We start from the raw sequence: 26,302 nt of genomic DNA, 5'->3' as shown, positions 1-26,302 counted from the left end.
CAGCAGCGACAACACGATGAACGCGACCATCACAAACCAGTGCGCCGCCCCCACCACCGACCACTTCAACATCCGGGTATGCCCGAACGTCTCCGCCAACATCCGCCTCAACCGCACCGACTTACCAGCAAACCGGGACGGATCAGGCTGACCCAACCGGATCACCGCCACCATCCGCCACACCGCACGCACAGCCAACACCACCGCAACCACGGTTACCGCCGCTGCCACGAACGTCGTCACGACCCGGATGCCCACGATAGTTTTCATAACATCAAACTGTTTGCGGCGCCAGCGTTGACCGGCCGCCGGTCCGGAATTAGTTTGATGCTTAGCTAACGATCGGTGGAAGGGGTGGTGGCGTGGTCGGCTCCCCACGCTTCGGCGACATCGAAGAGGTGACCGCGCTCCTCAAGGGCGCCGGCTACCTGGCGACCCCGGCCATCGCCGGCACCGTCTACCTCGGCGACCGGCTGGCCAAGCCGATCCTCGTCGAAGGGCCGGCCGGCACCGGCAAGACCGAGCTGGCCCGGAGCGTGGCGAGCATGACCGGCACCCGGCTGATCCGGCTCCAGTGCTACGAGGGGCTGGACGAGGCCAAGGCGCTGTACGAGTGGGACTACCGCAAGCAGCTGCTGCACCTGCAGGCTCGCGGCGACGGCGTGGACGAGGGCGACCTGTTCGCCGAGCGCTTCCTGCTCGCCCGGCCGCTGCTGGAGGCGATCCGCGCGGACGATCCGGTGGTGCTGCTCGTCGACGAGGTCGACCGGCTCGACGTGGAGACCGAGGCGCTGCTGCTGGAGGTCCTCTCCGACTACCAGGTCTCCATCCCCGAGCTGGGCACGGTCACCGCCCGCCAGGTACCGCTGGTGTTCCTCACCTCCAACAGCAGCCGCGACCTCTCCGAGGCCCTGAAGCGCCGCTGCCTGTACCTCTTCCTCGACTACCCGACCCAGGAGCGGGAGAAGGAGATCGTGCTCAGCCGGGTGCCGGGCCTCTCCGAGCGGCTGGCCGACCAGCTCACCCGGGTGGTCCGGTCGCTGCGCGGCCTCGACCTCAAAAAGCGCCCCTCGGTCTCGGAGACGCTCGACTGGGCCCGCACGCTGCTGCTGCTCGGCGCCGACGGGATCGACCCGCGGGTGCTCCAGGAGACGCTCCAGGTGCTGCTCAAGTACCAGAGCGACATCGCCACCGCGACCGGTTCGCTCGGCGAGCTGGCACCGTGAAAGCACCACCGGTCGTGCTGGTGCACGGGTTCGCGTCGTCGCCCGCGCACAACTGGGGCGCGACCGGATGGCTCGACCTGCTCGCCGAGGACGGGCGCACCGCCGTACCGCTGACGCTGCCCGGCCACGCGCCCGGCGCGCCGACCGACCCGGCGGCCTACGCGGACGTACCCGGTCAGGTGGCCGCGCACATCGCCGGGTTGGTCGACGCCATCGGCTTCTCCGCCGGCGCGGAGGTGCTGCTCGCGGTGGCGGCGGCGAGCCCGCACCGCTTCCGCCGGCTGGCCCTGCTCGGCGCGGGACCGTCCATGGTGGAGGCGGCGGGTGACGGCTCGGCGGTCGCCGCCGCGCTGCTCGCTCCGGACGAGCCGGACGACGCCGTGGCCCGGCCGCTGCGGCGGATGGCAGCGGCGCTGGGGCACGACCCCGCCGCACTGGCCGCGTTCATCCGGCGGCCCCGGCGCCCGCTGGGGTTCGCCGCCCTGGCCCGGATCGCCTGCCCGGTGCTCGTCGTCATCGGTGACCGCGACTTCGTCGGCCCGGCCGACCCGCTCGTCGCCGCGCTGCCGGACGCGCGGCTCGTGGTGCTGCCCGGGCTCGACCACTACGGCACGACCGCCGACCCGCGCGCGGTCGAGGCCGTGCTGCGGTTCCTGGGCGGCGGCGATGCTTGACCTCCTCGCCGGCCTCGTACGCGAGCTGCGCGCCGTCGGCATCCCGGTCTCGCCGACCGAGCACATCGACGCGGCCCGGGCGCTCGGGCACGTGCCCGTCACCGACCGGCCGGCGGTGCGGGCCGCGCTCGCCGCCACGCTAGTGAAGAGCCAGGACCATGTGGCCGCGTTCGAGACGGTGTTCGGGCTCTACTTCACGGCCGGGCCGGCGCCCGGCTTCGACGGGCTGGACGCGGACTCCCTCGACGGCCTGCTGCACCGGGCGCTGCGCGACCGCGACCGGCTCACCCTCCGCGCGCTCGCCGCCCAGCTGGTCACCCGGTACGCGGGGATGGAGCCGGGCCGCCCGGTCGCCGGCACGTTCTATCTGGTCAAGACGCTGCGGCAGGTCGACCTGGACGGCCTGCGCGACCGGCTCGTGGCGGAGGCGAGCGCGGGCGCGAGCCCGCTGGACGCGCGGCTGGCCGCCGAGGAGTACACCGCGCGGACAGCGGAGTTTCGCACCGAGGTGGAGGACGAGATCCGCCGCCGGCTGGTCGCCGACCGGGGTGCCGAGGCGGTCGCCCGCACGCTGCGGCGGCCGCTGCCCGAAGACGTCGACTTCCTGCGCGCCTCCCGGGCGGAGGTGGCCGCGCTGCGCGACACGGTACGGCCGCTGGCCCGCAAGCTCAGCGCCCGCCTCGCCCGCCGCCGGCGCGGCCACCGGACCGGGCCACTCGACTTCCGGCGGACCGCGCGGCGGTCGATGTCCACCGGCGGTACCCCGATGGAGCCGGTCTTCCGGCGGCCGCATCCGGCCCGCCCGGAGCTGATGGTGGTCGCCGACATCTCGGGGTCGGTCTCCGCGTTCGCGGCGTTCACGCTCCAGCTGGTCGACGCGCTCCGCTCCGAGTTCGCGAAGGTGCGCAGCTTCGTCTTCGTCGACGGGGTGGAGGAGATCACCGACCTGCTGCGCACCGCCGAGGACCTGACCGAGGTGACCCGTACGCTCAACGGCGGCTCGTCGGCGGTCTGGCTGGACGGGCGCTCGGACTACGGGCACGCGCTCGCCACCTTCGCCGAGCGGTGGGGGCCGCAGGTGAAGAGCCGCAGCACCGTCATCGTGCTCGGCGACGCCCGCAACAACTACCACGCGCCGCGCGTGGAGAGCCTCGCCGCCGTGGCCGCCCGGGCCCGCCACCTCTACTGGCTCAACCCCGAGCCGGAGACCGCCTGGGACGACGGCGACTCCGTCATCGGCCAGTACGCCGCCCACTGCGACGGCGTCTTCGAATGCCGCAACCTGCGCCAGCTGAAGGCCTTCGTGGAGCGGCTTGACTGACCCGGCTCCCGAGTAGAAAGTTGGGAAACTATGGAACAATCATTCGAGCTGCGGCGCAACGACTACAGCCTGAGCGACGACCAGGAGGCCGTGCGGCAGGCCTTCGCCGAGTTCTTCGGCCAGGAGTGCCCGACGACCAGGGTGCGGGCCGCCGAGCCGCTCGGCCACGACGAGGCGCTCTGGCACCAGCTGGCCAAGCTCGGCGCGGTCTCCATGGCGCTGCCCGAGCCGGCCGGCGGCGACGGCGCCACCCTCGTCGACCTGCTCCTGGTCGCCGAGGAGTACGGCCGAGCGCTCGCCCCGGTGCCGCTGGTCGAAGCGGCGGTGACCGCCCGGCTGCTCGCCACCTGCCCCGGACCGGGCACCGGGCGCTGGCTCGCCGGAAACGCCGAGGGCACCGAGCTGACCACGCTCGCCCTGCACCCGGTGCGGCCCGGCGCCCCGCAGCTCGTACCGGGCGGCGCGGTCGCCCGGGCGGTGGTCGGCCTCGCCGGCGACGACCTCGTACTCGTCACCGCCGCCGAGCCGCCGCGGCTGGCGCCCAACCAGGGGACCGCACCGCTGGCCTGGTGGGACCTGTCCGGCCCGAGCCGCCAGGTGCTCGCCACCGGCGACGCGGCCCGCGGCGCGTACCGGCGGGCGCTGGCCGAGTGGAAGGTGCTCACCGCCGGCGCGCTGGCCGGCCTCGCCGACGCGGTGAAGCGGCTGGGCGCCGAGTTCACCAAGACGCGGTACACGATGGGCGTCCCCATCGGCTCGTTGCAGGGCGTCGCCCACCCGCTCGCCGATGTGGAGATCGCCGTCGCCGGCGCCCGCAACCTGACCCGCAAGGCGGCCTGGTTTCTGGAGCACGAGCCGGACGCCCGGCCGGAGCTGGTGCCGATGGCGTTCGCCGAGGCGGCCCGGGCGGCCACCACCGCGGCCGCGGTCGGGCTGCACGTGCAGGGCGGATTCGGCTTCACGCTGGAGTCCGACGTCACGCTCCACTTCCGGCGCGCCAAGGGGTGGAGCGTCCTCGCCGGCGACCCCCGCGCCGAGCTCCTGGCCATCGGCGACCGGCTGGCCGCCACCGTACACTGAGGAGACACTGTGGACTTTTCCGCCGTCGTGCTCGACGACGAGCTCGAAGCGTTCGCCGCCGAGGTGCGCGAGTTCGTCGCCGCACACGTCACCGACGAGGTGCGCGCGGAGGAGCGGCGCACCGGCAGCGGGTTCAACCTCGCGCTGCACAAGGCGATGGGCGCCAAGGGCTGGATCGTGCCGAGGCTGGACCGCGCCCGCCTGCGCATCCTGGAGCTGGCGCTGGAGGCCGCCGACGCGCCCCTCATCACGCTCAGCACCACCCGGCTCGTGCTCTCCGCCGTCGAGCGGTACGCCGCCGCCGACCTCCGCGCCGAACTGCTCCCCAAGGTGCTCGCCGGGGACGTGCGGTTCTGCCTCGGCTACACCGAACCGGACGGCGGCTCCGACATCGCCGCGGCCAAGACCCGGGCGGTGCGGGACGGCGACGAGTGGGTCGTCAACGGGCAGAAGGTCTTCACCACCGGCGCGCAGAACTGCCAGTACACCTTCCTCATCACCCGGACCGACCCGAGTGTGCCCAAACACAAAGGCTTGACGATGTTTCTGCTGCCGCTGGAGACTCCGGGCGTGGAGATCGGCCCGATCCACACCGTGGGTGGCGAGCGCACCAACGTGGTGTACTACGGCGACGTGCGCGTTCCCGACCGTTACCGGCTCGGCCCGGTCAACGGCGGGTGGGCCGTGCTGCGCGGGCCGCTCGACGAGGAGCACTTCGGCGCCGGGCACACCGACGGGCTGGCCGACCTCAACATCGGCTCCAGTTGGGCGCGGCTCCAGCGGCGCGGCCTGGCGGCGGCGGTGCGCTGGGCCCGCACGGCGCGCCGGCCGGACGGCTCCCACCCGATCGACGACCCGACCGTACGGGTGCGGCTGGGGCGGATCGCGCTCGACGTGGAGGCCGCGCTCGGCACGCCCGGCCCGATGGGTCGGGTCCGCGTCTCCGAGACGCTGATCCGCGGCTCAGCCGACCTGGTCGACCTGGTCGGGCCGGAGGCGCTGCTGCCGCAGGGCACGGAGGGGTGCTGGGAGGACGGGATCCTCGACTACGCGCACCGCTTCGCCCAGGGCACCGCCATCTACGGCGGTACGACCGAGGTGTTCCGCAACATCATCGCGCAGCACGTGCTGGGCCTGCCCCGCCCGGTGCTGCCGGGGAGCAAGGCGCTGGTGGGCGCCGGCACGGCGCGCTGAGCATGGGCGGGGCGCGGGCGTGGCTGCCGGTGGCCGCGCTCGCGTTCGGCGGGTTCGCCGTCTCGCTCGTCCACACGCTGGTCGTGCCGCTGCTGCCGCTGCTGCCCGGGCTGCTGCACGCCTCCGCCGCGGAGGTCTCCTGGCTGGTCACCGCCACCCTGCTCGCCTCCGCGATCGCCACGCCGCTGCTGGGGCGGCTCGGCGACCAGTTCGGCAAGCGGCGGATGCTGCTGGTGGCGCTCGCCCTGCTGGTCGCCGGCTCGGTGCTCTGCGCGCTGACCGGCGACCTGACCACGATGATCGTCGGGCGGGCGCTGCAGGGCTGCGCGACCGCGGTGATCCCGCTCGGCATCAGCATCATCGGCACCACCCTGCCGCCCGAGCGCCGCCCCGCCGGCATCGCGCTGGTGAGCGCCACGCTCGGCATCGGCGGCGCGATCGGCCTGCCCGCCTCCGGCCTGGTCGTCGGGCACGCCGACTTCCGCCTGCTCTTCTGGGCCTGCGCCGCCGCCGGCGTGCTCGCCGCCGTGGCGGTCCTGACGCTGGTACCGGCACCGCCGGGCGGCGGCGGCCGGGTGGACGTACCGGGCGCGGTGCTGCTCGCGGTGGTGCTCTGCGCGCTGATGCTCCCCCTCGCCAACGGTGGCACCTGGGGCTGGACGAGCGCCCGCACGCTCGGCCTCGGCGCGCTCTTCGCGGTGAGCTCGGTGCTCTTCGTCCGGTACCAGCTGCTGCGCCACTCGCCGCTCGTCGACATCCGCGCGGTCCGCCGCCGCCCGATCCTGCTCACCAACGTGGTCTCCGTGCTGGTCGGCTTCGCCCTGTACGTCAACTTCCTCAGCACCGCGACCTATGTGGAGGCACCCTTCGAGACCGGGTACGGCTTCGGCGTCTCCGCCGTCGTCGGCGGCCTCTGCATGCTCCCCGGCGGCATCACGATGCTGGTGCTGTCACCGGTCTCCGCCCGCCTCATCTCCCGCCGCGGCGCCCGCCTCACGCTCATCTACGGCAGCGCCGTCATCGCGGCCGGCTTCCTGCTCCGCATGGTCCTCACCGAGCGGCTGTGGCAGGTCCTGCTCGGCGCGACGGTCGCCTCGGCGGGGGCCGCCGTGGCGTACGCGGCGATGCCGGCGATGATCCTCGACGTCAGCGCCGAACACGAGGCGGCCGCCGCCACCAGCCTCAACACCCTCGCCCGCGGCATCGGTACCTCGCTGGCGAGCGCCTCGGCGACGGCGCTGCTGGCGACCGTGACGGTGGTCGTGGGCGGCACGGTCTTCCCGGCCCGCGAGGCGTTCCTGGTCTTCTTCGCCGCCGGCGCCGTGACCGCCGCGCTCGCCGTCTTCATCGCGACCGCCGGCCTCAACCCGGCCCGCTAAGCGAGCCTCGCCGACTACCCCGCCCTCCGCTGTCGGGGCGTGCGTGTGCGGTGCTCTGGAGTCTGTCGTGCAGATCTAGAACGTTTAGGGCTCTATATCCGCCCTAAACGTTCTAGATCTGCTTTCGGGGCCGGGCGCCGGGCGCGTCGCAGCGTTTTTCAGACAGATGTTTGCCCCGGTCCGTCTCAGTTGTGGACCGTTTGCTCCCGCGGGCAACGCTGCGGCCGGCGGCGAGCTGGCGCTCGCCGGGATCCCCGGCCTCCGCTGCCGGTCGCGCGGGGCAAGCCCACCCCCCCGGGGCCCCGCGCGACGGTCTGGACCATCGCGGACGTCGCGGTAGCTCATCCGCTATTCGACGGTTCGAAAACCCTCTAACATGGGCGCATGCGCGACTACACTTACCTCGGCTACGAGACCATGGGCCCGATCGCCCGCATCACGCTCGACCGGCCGGAGGCCCGCAACGCCCAGAACCGCGGGCTGCTCGTCGAGCTCGACGACGCCTTCCTCGCCGCCGAGGCGGACGACGCGGTGCGGGTGGTCGTCCTCCGGGGTGCCGGCCCGGTCTTCTCCGCCGGGCACGACATGGGTACGGCGACGGCCCGAACCGAGTGGGAGCCCGGGCCCGGCCAGCACCCGACCCGCCGCGTGAATGGTGGCACCCGTCCGGCCGCCGAGGGGCGCACGCTCCAGGAGTGGCACTACTTCTTCCGCAACACCTTGCGCTGGCGTGACCTGCGCAAGATCACCATCGCCCAGGTGCACGGCAAGGTGTACGCGGCCGGCCTCATGCTGGCCTGGGCCTGCGACCTCATCGTCGCGGCGGAGGGGACCGAGTTCGCCGACGTGGTCGGCACCCGGCTGGGCATGTGCGGGGTGGAGTACTTCGCCCATCCGTGGGAGTTCGGCCCGCGCAAGGCGAAGGAGTTGCTGCTGACCGGCGACTCCATCGACGCGGCGGAGGCGCACCGGCTCGGCATGGTGAGCAAGGTCTTCCCGGCCGGCGACCTCGACGCCCGGACGGTCGAGTTCGCCCGGCGGGTCGCCCGGGTCGACCCGATGGCCGCGCTGCTGGTGAAGGAGTCGGTGAACCAGAGCGTCGACAACATGGGCTTTCACAACGCGCTGAACGCCTGCTTCACCATCCACGAGCTGAACCACGCGCACTGGGCCGAGCGCACCGGCGGGATCCCGGTGGGCACCCCGGAGCTCGGCGTGCCCGCCTGGCACGAGGCGCCACCGGTGCGTCAGGCCACAGTAGACACCCCGTGAACGGCGCTCCACGCGTCCCGCGGGCCGTCCTGGTTGACCACCCGGCCGAGTGCCGCCAGGTGCAGCAGGTGGGCGTACGTCTCGCCGACCGCGAACTGCCGCAGCACCGGACCGAGCGCCGACCACGGGCGGGACCAGGAGAGCGTGGCGGCGACCGCCCAGGTGCTCGCGCCCGGGTCGGCGCGCACCGCCGCCTCCGCCTCGGCCAGCCGCGTGCGGTGGTGGGCCAGCAACGCCTCCCGCCGGGCGGCCAGCCCGGTGAACCGGTACTCGTGGGCGGGGAGCACCTCGCCGGGCTCGGCGTGGTCCACAGTGGAGAGCGAGGAGAGGAAGTCGCCCAGCGGGTCGCCGGCGCCGCCCGGCGGCACTGAGATGTTTGGGCTGATCCGGGGGAGCACGTGGTCGCCGGTAAACATCACGTCCCGCTCCTCGTCCACGAAGCAGAGGTGGCCGGGCGTGTGGCCGGGCGTCCACACCGCGCGGATCGCGGCCGGGGCGGGGAGCGGGCGGTCGCCGTGCTCGACGAGCAGGTCCGGCCGGGCCAGCGCCTCGAACGCCGCCCGCCAGCCCGCCATCCGCTCGATCTGCTCGGCGGCGTCGGCCCGCGAGGCGCCGCGCCTGGTGAGCCAGCCCACCACGCTCTCCGCCCGGCCCGGCGGCAGGGTCAGCGTGGCCGCCTCGGCCGGGTGCATCCCGACCGCGGCGCCGGAGACCTCGCGGATCCGGGCGGCGAGGCCCAGGTGGTCCATGTGCGCGTGGGTCACCAGGACGAACCGGACGTCGGTGACGGCGTATCCGATGCCGGCCAGCCCGTCCGTCAGCGAACGCCAGGAGGTCTCGGCCGCCCACCCGGCGTCCACGAGCGCGAGGCCGCGTGCCAGCCGTACGGCGTACACGAGCGTGTAGCGCAGCGGGTTGTCCGGGATCGGCACCGGCACCGACCAGAGCCCGGGGCGTACCTGCTCCACCGGGGGAAGCTCGCGGGTGGCCCAGGCCCGCTGCTGCAGGACGCCGGTCACCTTCATCCGGCCGGCGATCCGCTCGGGCCGGCACCGCTGGCGATCACGACGACAGCGTAGTGCCGCGGCGCGATCGTCGTGCCACCTGTCGGTGTGAGGAGTGACATGGCCCCCTCCGGTTCGGCTTGACTCACGCTAACATCACGTCGATAGTTTGAGAAATAACGAACCGATCTGGGAGGGTGCATGTCACAGCGCCGTTTCGGCGACCACGTCACGCTCGAGGTGGACGCCGGCGTCGGCACGCTCCGCCTGGACCGCCCGCCGATGAACGCCCTCGACGTCGACACCCAGGAGGCGATCCGGGCCGCCGCGACCGCCGCCGCCGACGATCCCGAGGTGGCCGCCGTCGTGCTCTGGGGCGGGGAAAGGGTCTTCGCCGCCGGGGCGGACATCAAGCAGATGAACGCGATGGGGTACCCGGAAATGGTCGTGCACGCCCGCCGCCTCCAGGCGGCGATGAGCGCGGTCGCCGCCATCCCGAAGCCGGTCTGCGCCGCCGTCACCGGGTACGCGCTCGGCGGCGGCCTGGAGCTGGCTCTCTGCGCGGACGTCCGGTTCTGCGCGGCGGACGCGCGGCTCGGCCAGCCGGAGATCAAGCTCGGCATCATCCCCGGCGCGGGCGGCACGCAGCGGCTGGCCCGGCTCGTGGGTCCGGCGCGCACCAAGGACATCGTCTACACCGGACGCTTCGTCGCCGCGGACGAGGCGCTCGCGATCGGGCTGGTCGACCGGGTCACACCGGCCGCCGACGTGTACCCGGTGGCTCGCGAGTGGGCGGCGGGCTTCGCCGGCGGGCCGGCGCTCGCCCTCCGCGCGGCCAAGGCGGCGGTCGACCGCGGCCTCGACGTCGACCTCGACACCGGCCTGGAGATCGAGAGCCAGCACTTCGCCGGGCTCTTCGCCACCGAGGACCGCGGCCGCGGCATGACCTCGTTCATCGAGAACGGCCCCGGGCGGGCCACGTTCGTCGGCCGGTAAGGGGAGGGGTGAGCGGGCGTGTACGGCGACATCGCACGGCGGCGTGGAGCGAGTGACCGGGAGGTGGCGGTGCCATGAGGACAGTCGTACTGGCCAAATACGTGCCGGACGCCACCGCGGACCGCCGCTTCGACCCGGCCGACCACACGACGGTACGGGACGACATCGAGAGCCGGCTCAGCGAGCTCGACGAGTACGCCGTCGAGCAGGCCGTCCGCCTGAGCGAACAGTCAGGCGGCGAGGTGCTCGTGGTGCTGATGGGGCCCGGCGGGGCGGCGGACGCCGCGCTGCGGGCGCTCCAGATGGGCGCCACCGCCGCGGTGCACGTGCGGGACGCCGCGCTGCGCGGTACGGACGCCGCCGGCACCGCGCTGGTGCTCGCCGCCGCGGTCGGCCGCGCCGGCGGCGCCGACCTGGTGCTGACCGGGATGGCCAGCACCGACGCGGGTACCGGCCTGGTGCCGGCGATGGTGGCGCACCGGCTGGGGCTTCCCTTCGTCGGCTACGTCGACGAGCTGGACGTCGCCGGCGGCACCGCCACGGGAGCCCGGGAGACCGAGGCGTTCCGGGAGCGTTTCGAGGTGGCGCTGCCGGCCGTGGTGGCGGTGACCGACCACATCAACGAGCCACGCTACCCCTCGTTCAAGGCGATCATGGCGGCGAAGAAGAAGCCGGTCGAGGTGATCGCCCTTACCGACCTCGGCATCGCGCCGGACGAGGTCGGGTTCGCCGGCGCCCGTACCGCCGTGGAGTCGGCGCTGCGGCGTCCGGCGCGGAGCTCCGGCGAGGTCGTCAAGGACGACGGCGACGGCGGCGCCCGCATGGTGGCGTACCTGGTCGACAACCGGCTCATCTGAACGGAGTACCCATGTCGGAAGTGCTGGTCCTGGCCCAGCGGGACGGCGACGAGATACGCCGCGCGACGGCGGAGACGGTGGCGCTCGCCCGCGCGTTCGGCCCGCCCGCGCTGGTGGTCGCCGGCCCGTGGAACGACGGCGTCGCGCGCTCGGCCGCGGCGGCGGGACCGGAGAAGGTGTACGCCCTCTCCGGGCTCCCGGACGACTCGGTCAGCGCGCTCGCGGTCGCCGAGTCGCTGGCCGATCTCGCCGCGCGGAGCGTGGCCGTGCTGCTGCCCTCGACCCGTGAGGGCAAGGAGGTCGCCGCCCACCTCGCCGCGCGGCTGGAGTCGGGTGTCGTGACCGACGCGGTGCGCCTGGAGCCGGACGCCGAGGGGCGCCCGGTCGCCACCCAGTCGGTCTTCGCCGGCACGTTCACGGTCCGGTCCCGGGTCACCCGCGGCGTGCCGGTGGTGACCGTGAAGCCGGGCGCCGCCGAGCCCGGCCCGGCCACCGAACCGGTCGTGGTGCCGCTCGCGGCCACCCCCTCGCCAGTCGCCACCGCCGTGCGTGTCCTGGACCGCAGCGTACGGCCGAAGGGCGACCGCCCGCAGCTGACCGAGGCGGAGATCGTGGTCTCCGGCGGGCGTGGCACGGCCGGCGACTTCAGCGCCGTGGAGGCCCTCGCCGACGCGCTCGGCGCCGCGGTGGGCGCGTCCCGGGCGGCGGTGGACTCCGGCTGGTACCCGCACGCGTACCAGGTCGGGCAGACCGGCGTGACCGTCTCACCCCAGGTCTACCTCGCGTGCGGCATCTCCGGCGCGATCCAGCACCTGGCCGGGATGCAGACCGCCAAGACGATCGTCGCGGTCAACAAGGACCCGGAGGCGCCCATCATGGCCGTCGCCGACTTCGCGGTCGTCGGCGACCTGCACGCCGTGCTGCCCAAAGCCACCGAGGAGATCGTCGCCCGCCGACGGTGAGGAGTGAAACCGTGTCGAAGCCCCTGCCGCCGCTCGCGCCGCTGCCCGAGGTGTTCAAGGCGCTCTCCGACGACATGCGCTGGACGATCGTGCTGGCCATGCTCGATGTCGACGAGCTGGCCTGCACGACGATCGAGCACATGCTGCCGGTCTCCAAGCCGACCATCTCGTACCACGTGAAGGTGCTCTACCACGCCGGCCTTATCGAGATCCGCAAGCAGGGACGCAACTACTTCTACCGGCTGCGGCGGGACATGCTCGACGACTTCATGCGGCAGATGGCCGAGCACCTGGGCATGGAGGAGGAGGTCGACGCGCTCGGCTGACCCCGGCGCCGGCGCGTTGACTCGCGCCTCCACCGCGCGATATCGTTCGAAAATTCTAGAAACATAACAGCGAGACGGAGGGCTCATGGTCGTTCCCATCGGTGAGTTGCCGCCGGTCGGCGAGGTGCCTCCGCGCATGCTCGCCCAGGTCGTGCGTCAGGACCGCTTCGGCGATCCGCGCACCGCCTTCCAGATCGAGCAGGTACCCGTCCCGGAGCCGGCCCCAGACCAGGTGCTCGTGGCCGTGATGGCCGCCGGCATCAACTACAACAACGTCTGGGCCGCCCGCGGGATCCCGATCGACGTCATCGGCGAGCGGCAGCGCAAGGGCGAACCATGGGACTTCCACGTCGGTGGGAGTGACGCCTCCGGCATCGTGTACGCGGTGGGGGAGGCGGTGCGCGGCGTCGCGGTCGGCGACCACGTCGTCGTCCACCCTGGATGGTGGGATGCGACCGACCCGTGGGTGCTGGCCGGCAACGACCCGATGGTCGCGCCGTCCGCGAAGATCTGGGGGTACAACACGAACTTCGGCTCGTTCGGCCAGTTCTGCGTCGTGCAGGCGCACCAGGTGATGCCGAAGGCGCCGCGGCTGACCTGGGAGCAGGCGGCCGCCCCCACACTGGTCGGCACGACCGCCTACCGGATGCTGCACGGCTGGCCCGGGCACACCGTCGAGGCCGGCGACGTCGTGCTGATCTGGGGCGGCTCGGGCGGCCTCGGCGTGCAGGCGATCCAGCTCGTGCGGGCGGCCGGCGCCATCCCGGTCGCGGTGGTCTCGGACGAGGCGCGCGGCGCCTACTGCCTCAAGTACGGCGCCAAGGGGTACGTCAACCGCAAGGACTTCTCGCACTGGGGCGTACCACCACACTGGACGGACGTCGCCGGCCAGCGGGGATGGTCGAAGCAGGCGCGCCGCTTCCGGGACGCCGTCGCCGAGGTGGTGGGCGAGCGGCGCGGCCCGCGGCTGGTCTTCGAGCACCCGGGCGAGGCGACGATACCCACCAGCGTCTTCGTCTGCGCCCCCGGCGGCATGGTGGTGATCTGCGCCGGTACCACGGGCTACTCGGCCACAGTGGACCTGCGCTACCAGTGGGTGTTCCAGAAGCGGCTGCAGGGCTCGCACGGCACCAACGACGAGCAGGCGTACGCCTACAACGACCTGGTCCGCCAGGGGGTGGTCGACCCCGCGCTGGGCGAGGTGCTGCCGTTCGAGGAGATCGGGCGGGCGCACTGGGAGATGGGTGAGGGGGTCGAGGTGTTCGGCAACCGGGTGGCCCTCGTCGGGGCGCCCCGCGAAGGGCTGGGCAGCGGCACAGTGACCGAAGGGACGAACGAGTGAACACGAAGAAGCTGGCCGTCGTCGGCTGCGGCACGATGGGTTCGGGCATCGCCCAGGTGGCGGTCCAAAGTGGCCTCCAGGTCGTCGCCGTCGAGCGGGACGAGGCGGCCGCGAAGGGCGCCGAGGCGCGCGTGGCCAAGGGCCTGGACCGCCTGGTACGCCGGGAGAGGATCACCGCCGAGGACCAGGCGGCCGCGCTCGCGCTGCTGAGCTCCACGACCGACCTGGGCGCGGTCGGTGAGGCCGACGTGGTCATCGAGGCCATCTACGAGGACGTCGGGCAGAAGAAGGCGCTCTTCGCCGAGGTGGCCCGGCTCGCCGCCCCGGACGCGCTGCTCGCCTCGAACACCTCCACCATCCCCCTGGTCATTCTCGCCGCCGCGACCGACCAGCCGGAGCGGGTCATCGGGCTGCACTTCTTCAACCCCGTACCCGCGATGAAGCTGGTGGAGGTCATCCGCACGCCCGCGTCGGACCCGGCCGTGGTCGAGGCCGGCCGGCAGTTCGCCGCCGACCTCGGCAAGAGCCCGGTGCTCATCAACGACGTGCCCGGCTTCGTCGGCAACCTGCTGGTCGTGCCGTACCTGCTGGACGCGATCCGGGCGTACGAGCGGTCGGTCGCCGAGAAGGAGGCCATCGACGACGTCATCCGGCTCGGCTTCAACCACCCGATGGGCCCGTTCGCGCTCGCCGACCTCATCGGCCTCGACATCGTGCACGACATGGCCGCCTCCATGTACGAGGAGTACAAGGACCCGCGCTACGTCCCGCCGCCGCTGCTCAAGCAGTACGTGCGGATGGGCTGGCTGGGACGCAAGACCGGCCGGGGCTTCTACACGTATGACCGCTGAGACTCACACGGTGGGGCCGCGTCTCATCCACGAGTGGGACGCGGAGCTCAGATCCGCCGACCCGCTGCGGTTCCCCGGGTACGGCCCGCCGGCCGCCGCGGACGAGTCGGTGCGCACCGGCCTCGCCGCGTTCGGCGACCGGCGGGCGGTCCTGGTCGAGTGCCGCTTCGACCACCAGGGCGGCACGATGGGCGCGGTCGCCGGCGAGCGCCTGGTGCGCGCCCTGCGCCGCGCGGTCGAGCTGCGCCTGCCGGTGGTGGAGCTCGTCGCCAGCGGCGGTGCCCGGCTCCAGGAGGGCATGGTCTCGCTGGTGCAGATGGCCCGCACGGCTTCGGCCGCGCGGGCCCACGCGGCGTCCGGGCTGATGTCCGTCGCCGTCTACCGGTCACCGACCACCGGCGGCGTGTACGCGTCCTGGGCCTCCCTTGTGGACCTGCGCGCGGCCGAGCCGGGCGCGGTCGTCGGCTTCGGCGGCCCGCGGGTGGTGGCCGAGGTGACCGGGCACTGGCCGCCGGCGACCTCGCACACCGCCGAGTCCGCGTACCGGGCCGGCCTGGTCGACGCGGTGGTGCCCGCCGAGGAGCAGTTCGCCTGGGTGCGCGGGGCGCTCGGCGGTCCGGCCCCGCCGCTGCTGCCCCCGCCCGGCCGGCCGGTCACCCCGGATCCGTCCAACGTGCCGGCCGAGCCGTGGTGGATCCTGGCCCGCGCCCGGCACCGCTCGCGACCGTCCGGTGTGGAGTGGGCCGCCTGGCTCTGCGACTCCTGGGTGGAGCTGCACGGCGCCGACCCCGCCGTGCGCGCCGGCCTGGCCCGGGTCGGCGGCGAGCGGGTGGTCGTGGTCGCGATGGACCGGCACGCCGGCGGTGACGGCGCGGCCCGCCCTCGGCCGGCCGGCTACCGCCTCGCCCAGCGCGCCGTGCGCCTCGCCGACCGCATCGGCTGCCCGGTGCTCACGCTCATCGACACGCCCGGCGCCGAGCCCGGCCCGACAGCCGAGTCGGACGGCGTGGCGCAGGAGATCGCCGGCACGCTCGTCGCGATGGCCGCCTGCCGTACCCCCACGGTCGCGCTCTGCGTCGGCGAGGGCGGCAGCGGGGGAGCGATGGCGCTCGGGCACGCCGACCGCCTGCTGATGCTCGACGGGGCCGCGTTTTCGGTGATCGGGCCGGAGGCGGCCTCGGCCATCCTCTACCGCGACTCGTCGCACGCCCGGCAGCTCGCCGCCGACCTGCGGATCACCGCGGCGGATCTGTCCACTTTGGGCCTCGTCGACGGCGTCGTACCGGAGTCCGGTCCCGGCACGGTGGCGACCGTACGCGCCGCGGTGCTGGACGCGCTCGCGACCGCCCGGATCGGTGACCGGGACCGGCGTACCGCCACAGCCACGGCCCGCGCGCTGGCGGGCCCGTAGAAAGGAGAGGGAGCATGGGAATCGTCATGATTGGCTTCGCCAGCCCGCTCGACGACGCGCACGACGGCGAGTTCAACAGCTGGTACGAGAACAAGCACATCCCGCAGGTACGGGCGGCGGTGCCGGGCGTGAGGTCGGTGCGGCGCTATCGGGCGGCGGACTTCCAGGCGGCACCCGAGGCGGCGCCGCACCGGTACGCGGCGGTGTACGAGATCGAGGGTGCCCGGCCGGAGGAGGTGCTCGGGGCGCTCGGCGCGGCGACGGCGTCGGGCGCGCTGGAGCCCGGGTCCGCCATGGACACCACGCGCACGCCCCCGTTCCTGGCGTTCTACGAGCCGCTGTAGGGGCTCCGGGCCGGCGACGCCGCGCCGGCCCGGGACTCTCCCTACGGCAGCACCACCGTCGCCTTGCCGGGCGCCAGCGGGCCGCCGTCGTCCGCCTCGGTCCAGACGTCGAGGTCCACCTCGCGCCCGCGTACCGCGGTGACCCGCCCCCGCGCGGTGACCGTCATCCCCTTGGTGTTGGCCGCCCGGAACTGGCAGGACAGGCGCAGGATCCGTCCGTCCTCGCCGATCCACTGGCGCAGCAGGTCGTGCAGGTACGACCACTGGAGGTTGCCCATGCCGAACGCGGTGGGGTAGCCGGCCGCCCGCCCGGCGTCGTCGTCCATGTGGATGTCTACGAACTCGTCGTTCACGGCGGCGTACCGGTTCCAGTTGTGCAACCCGGTGGTTCGCCGGAAGGTCGGGATCTCCTGCCCGACCTCGACGGTCGTCGTCTGCGTCATGTGCCCTCCTGCCTAGTACCGGATGCCGGTCATCGTGCTGCGCTTGACGGTCTCGCCGCGCTGGTTGGTCCAGGTGTCCTCGGTGACGGTGAAGAGCATGAGCCCCAGCCGCCCCTCCTTCTCCGTGTACGACGCCAACCGGTTGACGGCCGTGATGACGTCACCGGGGCGCATGGGTACGCCGTACTCGACCGCCATGCCGCCGTTGAGCTGAAACTTGAGGCCCGGCCCGGGCACGCCGAGGGTCATCTCGAGGTGGTCCGGGTTCTGCGCCGGGTCGACGCCGCGCGCCGGCTCGACCGAGCGCGCCAGCCAGGCGAACGGGTTGAACTCCTCGGGCGCCACGATCCCGCCGTGCCGGGTGGTGTCCGCGTAGCCGGCGTCCCAGTAGAGGCGGGGCGGCGTCTCGGGGTAGTACACCGCGAGCGCCCACCGGCGGATGTCGGACTCGCTGACCGGGTAGGACACGCGGCGCCCGATCTCCCGGCCCACCGCCGCCCGCATCTGCGCCGAGATGTTGGTGTCAGCCATGTCGTACCAGCCCTTCGCTCGTCATTTTGCAAACTATCAAACAATCGCGAACGGCGAGTCAAGCCTGTTGACGGCGGCGTGACGGGGTGACTAGCGTGTTGATAGTTCGTGAAACTTCGAAGAGTTAGCTCGCCGGCGGTCGTTCCGCCGGCGACGGCCAGCGAGCAGCCGGGAGGCGGCGGTGGAGAAGACGGTGCGCAAGACCGGTGACTTCGGCATCGGTCTGATGATCCACTCAGTGCACATGACCGACGACGTGCCGGAGCTGAACCGCTTCTACGAGGAGGTCTTCGGCGGCCTCGTCTACATGGGCGTCGACGAGCCCAACTTCCTGCCGGTGGAGGACCGGTGGGCCGGGCTGGTGCAGATCAGCGACCTCTGCATCGAGACCATGGCACCCAAGATGCCGGCCGACCCGACCAAGCCGGTGGGGAAGTTCTACACCAAGTTCGGCCGGCACCTGCACTCGGTCGGGTACAAAGTGGACGACCTGCCCGGCCTCGGCAACCACCTCATCGAGCAGGGTGTCTACATCGGCGCACCGGGCGGCGGCAAGCTGGCGAAGGTCGATCCGGCGACCATCTACTTCTACCCGAGCCCGCGAGACACCGCCGGTCTCATGGTGGAGCTCTGCGCGGTCGACATGCCGGACGACCCGCGGCAGCTGGGCACCTGGTCGTCCCAGGTGAAGATCTGGGAGCTCGGTCACCCGCTGACCATCAGGCGGCTGGCGTACGTCACGCTCGGCGTGCGCGACCTCACCGCCGCCACGAAGATCTACGTGGACGCGATGCAGGCGGTGCCGGTGCACGAGGGCATCGACGACGGCGGCCGCTTCTCGTACCAGATCCTCCACCTCGGCGACTGCCTGCTCCAGCTCGCCCAGCCGCTGGACGGCGACTCGCCGCTCGGCCGGCACGTGGCGAAGTGGGGCAACATGATCTACGGGATCACGTTCAAGGTGCGCGACCTGGACTCGGTGGAGAACTGGCTCGCCAAGAAGGAGGTCCGCACCAGCCGGCCGCGCCCGACCGTGGTCGCCGCCGACCCGGAGGACACCTTCGGCGCCCCCTACTTCTTCACCATCGACGACATTCCCAACGACCCGTTCGAGGCGTGAACCGATGTCCCTGGAGCGCCTACTCAAGCCCTCGTCGGTCGCGTTCGTCGGGATCAGCGACTCGTCGCCGTTCGCCGACTTCGTCGCGCCCACACTGGACAGTGACGCCGAGGTCTTCTTCGTACACCCCAAGCACGCCACCGCCTTCGGACACCCGACGGTTCCCCGCCTGCGCGACATCGGCCGGCCGGTCGACGCCGTGATGAGCGGTATGGCGGCGGCGCGCACCACCGAGCTGGCCGAGGAGGCGGCCGACCTGGACGTCGGCGGGCTGGTCCTGGTCGCCGGCGGCTTCGCCGAGGTCGGCCCGGAGGGGCGGGCGTTGCAGGACCGGTTGCGGGCCGCCGCTCGGCGCGGCGGCATGTCGGTCATCGGGCCCAACGGGCTCGGGTACGTCAACGTGCGGCGCGGGATCAGCCTCACCATCGCCAGCCGGCACAAGCGGCGCCCCGGCGGGATCTCGGTCGTCTCGCAGAGCGGTGCGATGCTCAGCGGCGTGGCCATGGCCGCGTGGGACAACCGTGGGCTCGGGCTCAACGTCATCGTCTCGGCCGGCAACGAGGCGGTCACCGACCTCGCCGACTACGTCGAGTACTTCGTGGACGATCCCGACACGACCGCGATCGGGCTCGTCGTCGAGCAGGTGCGGCGGCCGCGCGAGTTCTTCGCCGCGGTACGCCGCGCGCACGCCGCCGGCAAGCCGGTCGTCGTGCTCAAGCTCGGGCGCAGCGACCGTACCCGGCGCCTGGCCGCCTCCCACACGGCCGCCCTCGCCGGCGACGCGTGGGTGTACGACGTGGCGCTGCGCCAGGCCGGCGTGGCCCTCGCGTACGACCCGGAGGAGCTGGTCGACCGGTTGCAGTTCTTCGACCAGATCCCGGCCGAGCGGTGGTCCACCGTGGACGGTCTGGCGGTGCTGAGCATGACCGGCGGCTTCGCCTCGCTCGCGTACGACGTCGCGGCCCAGGAGGGGCTGGGGATCCCGGCGCTGGAGGGCCTCGGCGACTGGGTGCGCTCGAGCATCCCCGGCGTCACCGTGCCCAACCCGCTGGACGCCACCGGCTTCGGCGGGGCCATCTGGGACCAGATCGTCGACCGGTACACGCGTTCGCCCGACGTCGACTCGGTGCTCTACGTGCACCCCCTCGCGGACGAGGACGCGGGCAGCGGCGGTTCGCTGGTCGGCGTGCTCGCCGCCGCCGCGGCGGACGACACCAAGCCGTACGTGCTGGTGAACTGCTCCGGCACCCCGGCCGAGTGGACCGACGCGCACCGCGGCGCGATCGCGCTGGGACACGGCATCCGCGGCTCGATGCGCGGCCTGGCGACCATGGGGGCGTTCGTCCGCCACCGCGCCCGGGCCGCGGCCGCCCCCGCCGCCGTGCCCGAGGTGGCCCGCCCGCGCGTGCCGCTCGTCGAGGTGCCGGAGGGGCGGATGCTGCCGTTCGCCGCCGCGATGGAGCTGCTGCGCGGCGCCGGCATCCCGGTCGCGCCGTACTACCTCGTGCCCGAGGACGCCGCGACCGCCGAGGTGCCGTTCGCCGGCCCGTACGTGGTCAAGCTCGCCGACGTCGGGCACCGCACGGAGCACGGCGCGGTGCGCCTGCACGTCGAGCCCGCCGACCTGCCCGCCGCGGTCAAGGAACTGCGCGAGATCGCCGACGGCCACGGGCTCTCCCCGCTCACCGCCGTGCAACCCATGGTGGCCGGCGCCGGCGAGGCGTTCATCGGGATCCAGGGCGCGGGCGAGCTCGGCCCGCTGGTCGTCTTCGGCCTCGGCGGCGTCCTGGTCGAGGCGCTGGGCCGGGTGGGTGGCCGGATGGCGCCGTTCACCCGAGACGACGCCCGCGAGCTGATCGACGAGTTCGCCCCGGTGAAGGTGATGCACGGCTTCCGCGGCCAGCCGCCGTGGGACCTCGACGCCCTCGCCGGCATCCTGGTCGCCGCGGGACGGCTGGCGGCCGGCGGGGCGGGCTGGCTCGCCTCGCTCGACATCAACCCGCTCATCTGGAGTGCGGACGGCTTCGTCGCCGTCGATGCCCTCTGCCTGGTCTCCTGAACCGATCGTCGCGCCGCCGCTGCGTGCGCGTCGGTTCGCGAGAGAGGGCGGCCCCGGACCGGGGGCGCCCTCGCCGGGCGGTGAGCGGGGGGGGGGGGGGGTGGTGGGCCGCCGGGGCCCCCGGGAGGCCCCCCCCCCGCCGGGCCCCCCCGGCGGGGGGGGGGGGGGGGCCGGGGGGGGGGGGCGCCCCCGGCCGGGGCCCCCCCTCTCCGGCCGTTCAGCGGGCGGTGTTGCGGTTGTAGCGCCTCCTGGCCCACAGGAAGCCGACCACGGTGATGCCGGCGCACCAGGCGGCCGCGGCGCCGGCGTCGGCACCGATCCCGGTGCCGAGCAGCAGGCCGCGCAGGGTCTCCATGATGGGCGTGAACGGCTGGTACTCGGCGAACCAGCGCACCGCGGTGGGCATCGACTCGGTGGGGACGAAGCCGCTGCCGAGGAAGGGCAGGAGCACCAGCGGCATCGGCAGGTTGCTGGCCGACTCGACGCTGTCGGCGGCCAGGCCGAGGGCGACGGAGAGCCAGGTGAGCGCGACCCCGGTCATGGCGAGTACGCCGGCCGCGGCGAGCCATTCGACCGGGTTGGCGTTGGGGCGGAAGCCGACGAGCAGGGCGATGCCCACCACCACCGCCAGGCCGAGCATGGTCTGGACGACGGCGCCGAGGACGTGTCCGGTCAGCACCGATGGGCGGAAGATCGCCATGGTGCGGAACCGGGCGATGATGCCTTCGGTCATGTCCATGGCCACGGTTATCGCCGTGCCCTGTGCGGTGCCGGCGATCGCCATGAGCAGGATGCCGGGTACCACGTAGTTGGCGTACGCCTCGTGGCCGCCGGACGCCGCGCCGAGCCCGTTGCCGAGCGTGCCGCCGAAGACGTAGACGAACAGCAGCAGGAAGACGACCGGCATCCCGATCAGCATGAACGTCATCGACGGGTACCTGCGCATGCGGAGCAGGCTGCGCCGCAGCATGGTGCCGGAGTCGCGGACGGCGAGGGCGACGGTGCTCATCGTGTTGTGCTCCTTTCGCGGTCGGGCTGGCCGGTGAGGGCGAGGAAGACGTCGTCGAGGTCGGGCTGGTGCACCGACAGGTCGACGGCCTCGACGCAGGCGTGGTCGAGCTGGTCGAGCAGCGCCCGCAGAGACCGCACGCTGCCGTCGTTGGGCACCTGGATGGTCAGGGACGCCTCGTCGTGTGCCGGCGCGCCGAGGACCTGGTACGCGAACCGGAACTCGTCGGCGTCGGCGAACCGCAGCTGGACGTGGCCGCCGGGCACGAGGCGCTTGAGCTCGTCGGGCGTACCCTGCGCGACCAGGCGGCCGCGGTCGAGCACGGCGATCCGGTCGGCGAGCTGGTCGGCCTCTTCCAGGTACTGCGTGGTGAGGAGGATGGTGACGCCGTCGGCGGCGAGATCGCGGATCACGTCCCACATGGCGCGGCGGCTGCGCGGGTCGAGGCCGGTGGTCGGCTCGTCCAGGAAGATGACGCGCGGGTTTCCGACCAGGGTCATGGCGAGGTCGAGCCGCCGGCGCATGCCGCCGGAGTACATCGACGCCGGCTTGCCCGCCTCCCGCGTGAGGTCGAACCGCTGGAGCAGCTCGGCGGTGCGCCGGCGCCGGGCCGGCCGGTCCAGGTGGTGCAGGTCGGCCATGAGGTTCAGGTTTTCCTGGCCGGTGAGCAGGTTGTCGACGGCGGAGAACTGGCCGGTGACCCCGATCAGCTCGCGCACCGCGTCCGGTTCCCTGGCCACGTCGTGGCCGAGGACGCGGGCCTCGCCGCCGTCGGCGTCGACCAGGGTCGACAGGATCTGTACCGTCGTGGTCTTGCCCGCGCCGTTCGGGCCGAGCAGCGCGAAGATCGCGCCTTCGGCGATCCCCAGGTCGATGCCGTCGAGGACCACCTTGTCGCCGTAGGACTTACGCAGGCCGCTGACGTGGATCGCGGCTCGGGATGGACTGGTCATGGGTTCCTCGTCTCGTGGTTTCGTCGTCGCGGTCAGGCGCGGCGGACCAGGATGTCGCCCCAGTTCGAGCTGGCCCGTACCTCGACGGTGTCGTCGCCTTCGGCCGGCCCCTCGGCCGCCTCCAGCGCGTTGTGCACGCGGCCCCTGCGGGAGCTGAGCTCCAGCCACGCCGCCGTGCCGCGCCGGACACCGATCTCGACACCGCCGTGCGACGTCTGTACGTCGACCGATCCGCGCACGACCTCGCCGACGCGGACGCTGCCGTTGGTGCTGCGCGCGGTGACCGAGGCCAGCGCCCGGTCGACCGCGATCTCGCCGTGTGCGGTCGTGGCCCGCACGTCCCCGGCGCTCTGGCCGATCCAGCAGCTGCCGGAGGAGTTCTTGACCTCGACGGCGCCGTCGACCTCGCCGAGGCGGACGTTGCCGGACGAGGCCGTGACCCGGGCCGCGCCGCTGACCCGCTCCACCACCACCTCGCCGTGGTTGCACTCGACCTCCAGCGGCCCCGTCTGGTCGAGCCGGATCGCCGGGCCCCCGGTCTTGAACCGGCACTCGCCTAGCCGCCCTTCGCTGCGGAACGCCGCCCACGACGCCTCCGCCCGCACGTGCGACCCGGTGGGCAACTCGATCAGTACGTCGACCGACGGGCTGTTGACCGGGGCGAACCGGCGCCAGGACTTCGGTGCCCGGACGGTCAGCTGACCGGCCGAGTACTCGACGGTGGTCTGCTCCGCGGCGCCGACGTCGGCCTTGCTCGACGCGTCGCGGGGACGGACCTGTACCACGGTGTCGGTCCGGTCGGTGGCGGCGATCCACGCGTCGCCGAGCGGCAGGTCGATCTGGACGGTGATCGGCTCTGGGGTTTCGAAAACAGGCATGGTGGTCTCCCGAAATGTGCCCGGTGGATGTCGTCGCTGGTCAGAGGGGGTGCGGTGCGGCTGTGGCTAGGCGGGTCAGCGGGCCCAGCCGGTGAAGTGCTGGCCGGATCTTGGCTCGGCCCGCGGCGTCGGCTGGCGCCGGGGAGCGCCGGCCTCGACCGCGGCGGCGGCGGCGCGGACGAGCCAGGCGTTGACCGACAGTCCGGCCTCGCCGGCGGCCTGCTCGATGCTGGCCTTGAGGTGGTCGGGCAGCCGCAGGTTGATCCGCGACGTGCCACCCTCTTCACCGTCCGGAGCGGCCACCGGCGCCGGTGGCGCGGCCGGAACGGAGGGCCGCTCGGCCTCGTCGGCCGGTGGGCCCGGGAGCGTCACCACGAAGGACGGCTCGCGCCCGCGCAGCCGTAGGTCGACCGAGCCGGGGGCGAGCTCGCGGGTGATCTCGTCGGCCGCGTCGGACAGGGCGTCGAGCAACGTCAGCCGGGTCGCCGCCTCCAGCTGCGTGACGAGCCGCTCGGCCACCGCCCGACCGTCGGGGTCAGTGCCCTCGGCGGCCACGGCGAACTCGTTGCGCAGCTGTTCGATGTACGGCCTCAAGTCCATGGCGCCATCATGGCACCACTATGGCGCCATGGCAACTCAATCTGGCTCACAGTGGCGCCATGGTGGTGCCGGTGGTCCTGGGTGGCGGCGGTATCGGTCAGGCGCCTGGGGCGAGCCCGGTGAGCGCGAGGTCGAGCAGCCGGGCACCGCGGCGGTGCTGGCCCTGCCGGCTGGCGACCCAGGCGACACCCGCGGCGAGGTCGAAGACCTCCTCCATGGTGAGGTCGTCGCGGACCTGTCCCGCCCGCTGTGCCCTGGTCAGCAGGGTCTGGGTGGTCTGCTGCATGTCCGTGCAGGTCGCGCCGAGCAGTGAGCCCGCGTGGGCGGCGCTGTCGAGCAGGCTGCCGGGCAGTCCGCCGTACGTGCTGATCTGCTCGACCGTGAGGTGCAGCCACTCGTGCAGCGCGGCGACCGGTGGATCGACCTGGACGAGTTCGAGCCCGCGGTGGTGGGTGGCCGCCATGTTTTCGGCCAGCGCGGCGACCACCAGGTCGTCGCGCGTGGGGAAGTGGCGGTACAGCGTGGCGTTGCCGACACCCGCGCTGCGGGCGATGTCGTCGATCGAGGTGCCGACGCCGTGGCGCGCGAAGGCCTGCCGGGCCGCCTGGACGATCGCGTCGTAGTTGCGGCGCGCGTCCGCCCGCCGCGGCCGCCGGTCTTCCCATGCGCTGATGTCGGTGCTCACGTGATCTCCCTTGACAGAACCGGGGAGTGTCCCCACATTTATATGGGGAGAGTCCCCGGTTCAGGATAGCGAGGTTGGGACGACATGGCACAGCCGCACGGGACGAGGATCGGGCGACGGACGGCGGGCTGGGCCGTCGCCGCGGTCGTGACCTGCCAGCTCATGCTGATGGTCGACGGCGTGATCGTGACGGTGGCGCTGCCGTCCATCCGGGCCGACCTGGGCCTGGGCACGGTCGGGCTCTCCTGGGTCGTCTCGGCGTACGCGCTCTCCTTCGCCGGCCTGCTGCTGGTGAGCGGGCGCCTCGGCACGCTGTTCGGGCCGCGCCGCGTGCTGCTGACCGGCGTCGCGGTCTTCGTGGTCGCCTCGGCCGTGGGCGGCGTCGCGCCGACGGGGGAGCTGCTGATCGGGGCCCGGGCCGTGCAGGGCGTCGGTGCCGCGCTGGCCGGGCCGGCCGTCATGGTGCTGCTGGTCGCCAACACCGAACAGGGGCGCGAGCGGCTCCGGGCGATGGCGTGGTTCATCATCGCCTCCAGTGCGGGCAGCTCGATCGGCCTCATCGCCGGCGGCGTCCTCACCGTCACCCTCGGCTGGCGCTGGGTGATGCTCGTCAACGTCCCCATCGGCGCGCTGGTCGTCGTGGCGACCCTCGCCTTCGTGCGCGAGTCCGGCCGCAGCCGCGGCACGCTGGACATCCCCGGCGCGGTGACGTCGGCGCTCGCGATGGTCGCCCTCGTCTACGGCCTCAGCCGCGCCGCCCAGTCGTCCTGGGGCGACCCGCAGGTGCTGGTCGCGCTCGCCGTCGCGGTCATCGCGCTGCTCGCCATCCCGGCCGTCGAGTCGCGCTCGGCCCACCCGGTCGTCCAGCTCCGGCTGCTACGCGGAAGCAAGGGCGCGATCCCGTACGCCGGGATGCTCCTGCTGCCCGCGATGATGATCGGGTTCTTCACCTTCTCGGTGCTCTACCTGCAGGACGTGCGCGGCTACGACGCACTGGAGACCGGCCTCGTCTACCTGCCGTGGGGCGTCTCGGTGATCATCGGCGCCAAGGTGGTGCCCGCGCTGATCGAGCGGATCGGCGAGCAGGGCACCGTCGCCCTCGGCGTCCTGGTCGGCGTCGCCGGCGCGCTGGCGTTCGCGGTACTCGCCGCCGGCGCGCCCCTGTGGCTCGGCGTCCTGCTGCCCTGCTTCGTCATCGGCTTCGCCCCGGCGCTCTACTTCACGCCCGCGAGCGCCCGCGTCATGGCCGACGCCGGTCCCGAGGACTCCGGCGCCGCCGCCGGCCTGTTCCAGTCGCTCCAGCAGCTCGGCGGTGCGGTCGGTGTCGCCACCCTCACCACCGTGTACGCGGGCCGGGCCGACGCCGGGGCCGGGTCCGCCCTGGAGACGGCGATGGTCGCCGGGGCGGGCTTCGGCGCCGTGCTCCTGCTGCTCGTGCTCCTCACGCCGGCGTTCCCCCGGCGGTCCCGCCCGTCGCCCGTGGCGCAGGAGGCTCCGGTACACGCCGCCGACTGAGCTAGCGGATCTGTTCCAAGATTTGGGCTACCGCGATGTCCGCGGTGGTCCGGACCGTCGCTCCCGCGGCCCTCCGCGGTTGGCACTCCCGCCCCGGTCCGTGGAAATCAGATCGTGGTATCGAGGTGCCCCCGGAGGGGCACTGGAACACCACGATCACCGGGCCGGAGTCGGGTTCGCGTAGAGCCGTGTCGGGTGCTGGCCACGCTTGTCACCATTTCTCTGTCGGGTTCCTGCTCGTGTTCTTCCGGAGCGTCCGAGAGGCTGATG

At 73.2% G+C, this 26,302-nt stretch carries 26 protein-coding genes and 1 pseudogene; 18 read left to right on the top strand and 9 right to left on the bottom strand.

Translation table 11 applies throughout. The features are described 5' to 3' along the window. Positions 1 to 270 (bottom strand): annotated as a pseudogene (locus RB614_RS28975) (Fe-S oxidoreductase); the annotation flags it as partial. A 92-nt stretch (positions 271 to 362) separates the two neighbouring features. Between RB614_RS28975 and RB614_RS28970 the strand changes: the two are divergent. From RB614_RS28970 to RB614_RS28940, 7 genes are all read left to right on the top strand, one after another. Further along, a complete protein-coding gene (locus tag RB614_RS28970) occupies positions 363 to 1,226 on the top strand; it encodes an AAA family ATPase (RefSeq protein WP_308715841.1) in 864 nt (287 codons plus the stop codon). After that, complete coding sequence (locus RB614_RS28965; RefSeq protein WP_308715840.1) at positions 1,223 to 1,900, top strand: alpha/beta fold hydrolase; 678 nt, start codon at positions 1,223 to 1,225, stop codon at positions 1,898 to 1,900. The genes RB614_RS28970 and RB614_RS28965 overlap by 4 nt, the downstream gene beginning before the upstream one ends. Continuing rightward, the gene (locus RB614_RS28960; protein WP_308715839.1) at positions 1,893 to 3,221 is read left to right on the top strand and encodes a vWA domain-containing protein; all 1,329 of its coding nucleotides are present in this window, start codon (positions 1,893 to 1,895) and stop codon (positions 3,219 to 3,221) included. The genes RB614_RS28965 and RB614_RS28960 overlap by 8 nt, the downstream gene beginning before the upstream one ends. 30 nt (positions 3,222 to 3,251) lie before the next feature. Beyond that, on the top strand, positions 3,252 to 4,301 hold the full coding sequence (locus RB614_RS28955) for an acyl-CoA dehydrogenase family protein (RefSeq protein WP_308715838.1): 1,050 nt from the start codon (positions 3,252 to 3,254) through the stop codon (positions 4,299 to 4,301). Positions 4,302 to 4,310: 9 nt separating this feature from the next. Next, the gene (locus RB614_RS28950) at positions 4,311 to 5,495 is read left to right on the top strand and encodes an acyl-CoA dehydrogenase family protein (RefSeq protein ID WP_308715837.1); all 1,185 of its coding nucleotides are present in this window, start codon (positions 4,311 to 4,313) and stop codon (positions 5,493 to 5,495) included. 2 nt (positions 5,496 to 5,497) lie between these two features. Further along, a complete protein-coding gene (locus RB614_RS28945) occupies positions 5,498 to 6,874 on the top strand; it encodes an MFS transporter (protein ID WP_308715836.1) in 1,377 nt (458 codons plus the stop codon). 384 nt (positions 6,875 to 7,258) lie between these two features. Beyond that, positions 7,259 to 8,146: an enoyl-CoA hydratase gene (locus RB614_RS28940; RefSeq protein WP_308715835.1), complete on the top strand. Its 888-nt coding sequence runs from the start codon at positions 7,259 to 7,261 to the stop codon at positions 8,144 to 8,146. Here RB614_RS28940 and RB614_RS28935 read toward each other — a convergent pair. After that, positions 8,122 to 9,171, bottom strand: coding sequence for an MBL fold metallo-hydrolase (locus tag RB614_RS28935; protein ID WP_308715834.1), 1,050 nt, complete (start codon positions 9,169 to 9,171; stop codon positions 8,122 to 8,124). The two genes, RB614_RS28940 and RB614_RS28935, sit on opposite strands and share 25 nt — an antisense overlap. Before the next feature lie 180 nt (positions 9,172 to 9,351). Here RB614_RS28935 and RB614_RS28930 point away from each other — a divergent pair, with 180 nt between their 5' ends. The 8 genes from RB614_RS28930 (at position 9,352) to RB614_RS28895 (ending at position 16,239) form a co-directional block, all read left to right on the top strand. Then, the gene (locus tag RB614_RS28930; protein ID WP_308715833.1) at positions 9,352 to 10,146 is read left to right on the top strand and encodes an enoyl-CoA hydratase/isomerase family protein; all 795 of its coding nucleotides are present in this window, start codon (positions 9,352 to 9,354) and stop codon (positions 10,144 to 10,146) included. Between the two features lie 74 nt (positions 10,147 to 10,220). Continuing rightward, positions 10,221 to 11,003 carry an electron transfer flavoprotein subunit beta/FixA family protein gene (locus tag RB614_RS28925; protein WP_308715832.1) on the top strand — a complete coding sequence of 261 codons (783 nt, stop codon included), beginning with the start codon at positions 10,221 to 10,223 and terminating at the stop codon, positions 11,001 to 11,003. Positions 11,004 to 11,014: 11 nt separating this feature from the next. Next, entirely contained in the window at positions 11,015 to 11,965 is a 951-nt protein-coding gene (locus RB614_RS28920) for an electron transfer flavoprotein subunit alpha/FixB family protein (protein WP_308715831.1), read from the top strand. Between the two features lie 11 nt (positions 11,966 to 11,976). Beyond that, positions 11,977 to 12,291: an ArsR/SmtB family transcription factor gene (locus tag RB614_RS28915; RefSeq protein WP_308715830.1), complete on the top strand. Its 315-nt coding sequence runs from the start codon at positions 11,977 to 11,979 to the stop codon at positions 12,289 to 12,291. A gap of 85 nt (positions 12,292 to 12,376) precedes the next feature. Next, positions 12,377 to 13,633, top strand: coding sequence for a crotonyl-CoA carboxylase/reductase (gene ccrA / locus RB614_RS28910; protein WP_308715829.1), 1,257 nt, complete (start codon positions 12,377 to 12,379; stop codon positions 13,631 to 13,633). Beyond that, positions 13,630 to 14,484 (top strand): 3-hydroxyacyl-CoA dehydrogenase family protein, encoded by an 855-nt coding sequence (locus tag RB614_RS28905; protein WP_308715828.1) that lies wholly within the window; start codon positions 13,630 to 13,632, stop codon positions 14,482 to 14,484. The genes ccrA and RB614_RS28905 overlap by 4 nt, the downstream gene beginning before the upstream one ends. Before the next feature lie 10 nt (positions 14,485 to 14,494). Next, positions 14,495 to 15,895, top strand: coding sequence for a carboxyl transferase domain-containing protein (locus RB614_RS28900; protein WP_308715827.1), 1,401 nt, complete (start codon positions 14,495 to 14,497; stop codon positions 15,893 to 15,895). Between the two features lie 14 nt (positions 15,896 to 15,909). After that, the gene (locus RB614_RS28895) at positions 15,910 to 16,239 is read left to right on the top strand and encodes a DUF4286 family protein (protein WP_308715826.1); all 330 of its coding nucleotides are present in this window, start codon (positions 15,910 to 15,912) and stop codon (positions 16,237 to 16,239) included. A 41-nt stretch (positions 16,240 to 16,280) separates the two neighbouring features. Here the strand turns inward: RB614_RS28895 and RB614_RS28890 are convergent, their stop codons facing one another. Next, a complete protein-coding gene (locus RB614_RS28890) occupies positions 16,281 to 16,682 on the bottom strand; it encodes a hotdog family protein (protein ID WP_308715825.1) in 402 nt (133 codons plus the stop codon). Positions 16,683 to 16,694: 12 nt separating this feature from the next. After that, positions 16,695 to 17,213, bottom strand: a complete 519-nt coding sequence (locus RB614_RS28885) for an FAS1-like dehydratase domain-containing protein (protein WP_308715824.1) — start codon at positions 17,211 to 17,213, stop codon at positions 16,695 to 16,697. A 181-nt stretch (positions 17,214 to 17,394) separates the two neighbouring features. On the opposite strand from RB614_RS28885, the gene RB614_RS28880 reads away from it, so the two are divergent. Continuing rightward, a complete protein-coding gene (locus RB614_RS28880; RefSeq protein WP_308715823.1) occupies positions 17,395 to 18,333 on the top strand; it encodes a VOC family protein in 939 nt (312 codons plus the stop codon). Positions 18,334 to 18,337: 4 nt separating this feature from the next. Next, positions 18,338 to 20,392 carry an acetate--CoA ligase family protein gene (locus tag RB614_RS28875; RefSeq protein WP_308715822.1) on the top strand — a complete coding sequence of 685 codons (2,055 nt, stop codon included), beginning with the start codon at positions 18,338 to 18,340 and terminating at the stop codon, positions 20,390 to 20,392. A 217-nt stretch (positions 20,393 to 20,609) separates the two neighbouring features. On the opposite strand, the gene RB614_RS28870 is transcribed toward RB614_RS28875, so the two are convergent. The 5 genes from RB614_RS28870 to RB614_RS28850 all read right to left on the bottom strand — a co-directional run bounded on the left by RB614_RS28870 (position 20,610) and on the right by RB614_RS28850 (position 24,517). Beyond that, entirely contained in the window at positions 20,610 to 21,401 is a 792-nt protein-coding gene (locus tag RB614_RS28870; RefSeq protein WP_308715821.1) for an ABC transporter permease, read from the bottom strand. Next, positions 21,398 to 22,354, bottom strand: a complete 957-nt coding sequence (locus RB614_RS28865; RefSeq protein WP_308715820.1) for an ATP-binding cassette domain-containing protein — start codon at positions 22,352 to 22,354, stop codon at positions 21,398 to 21,400. The genes RB614_RS28870 and RB614_RS28865 overlap by 4 nt, the downstream gene beginning before the upstream one ends. 32 nt (positions 22,355 to 22,386) lie before the next feature. After that, a complete protein-coding gene (locus tag RB614_RS28860; protein ID WP_308715819.1) occupies positions 22,387 to 23,232 on the bottom strand; it encodes a DUF4097 family beta strand repeat-containing protein in 846 nt (281 codons plus the stop codon). Between the two features lie 75 nt (positions 23,233 to 23,307). Next, positions 23,308 to 23,832: a hypothetical protein gene (locus tag RB614_RS28855; RefSeq protein ID WP_308715818.1), complete on the bottom strand. Its 525-nt coding sequence runs from the start codon at positions 23,830 to 23,832 to the stop codon at positions 23,308 to 23,310. Positions 23,833 to 23,929: 97 nt separating this feature from the next. Further along, positions 23,930 to 24,517, bottom strand: coding sequence for a TetR/AcrR family transcriptional regulator (locus tag RB614_RS28850; protein ID WP_308715817.1), 588 nt, complete (start codon positions 24,515 to 24,517; stop codon positions 23,930 to 23,932). An 84-nt stretch (positions 24,518 to 24,601) separates the two neighbouring features. Between RB614_RS28850 and RB614_RS28845 the strand changes: the two genes are divergently transcribed. After that, positions 24,602 to 26,032 (top strand): MFS transporter, encoded by a 1,431-nt coding sequence (locus RB614_RS28845; protein WP_308715816.1) that lies wholly within the window; start codon positions 24,602 to 24,604, stop codon positions 26,030 to 26,032. Positions 26,033 to 26,302: the final 270 nt, after the last annotated feature.

Origin of the sequence: Phytohabitans maris, assembly GCF_031085175.1 — a bacterium.
GTDB lineage: Bacteria > Actinomycetota > Actinomycetes > Mycobacteriales > Micromonosporaceae > Phytohabitans > Phytohabitans maris.
This window is presented reverse-complemented; position numbering and strand designations above follow the sequence as displayed.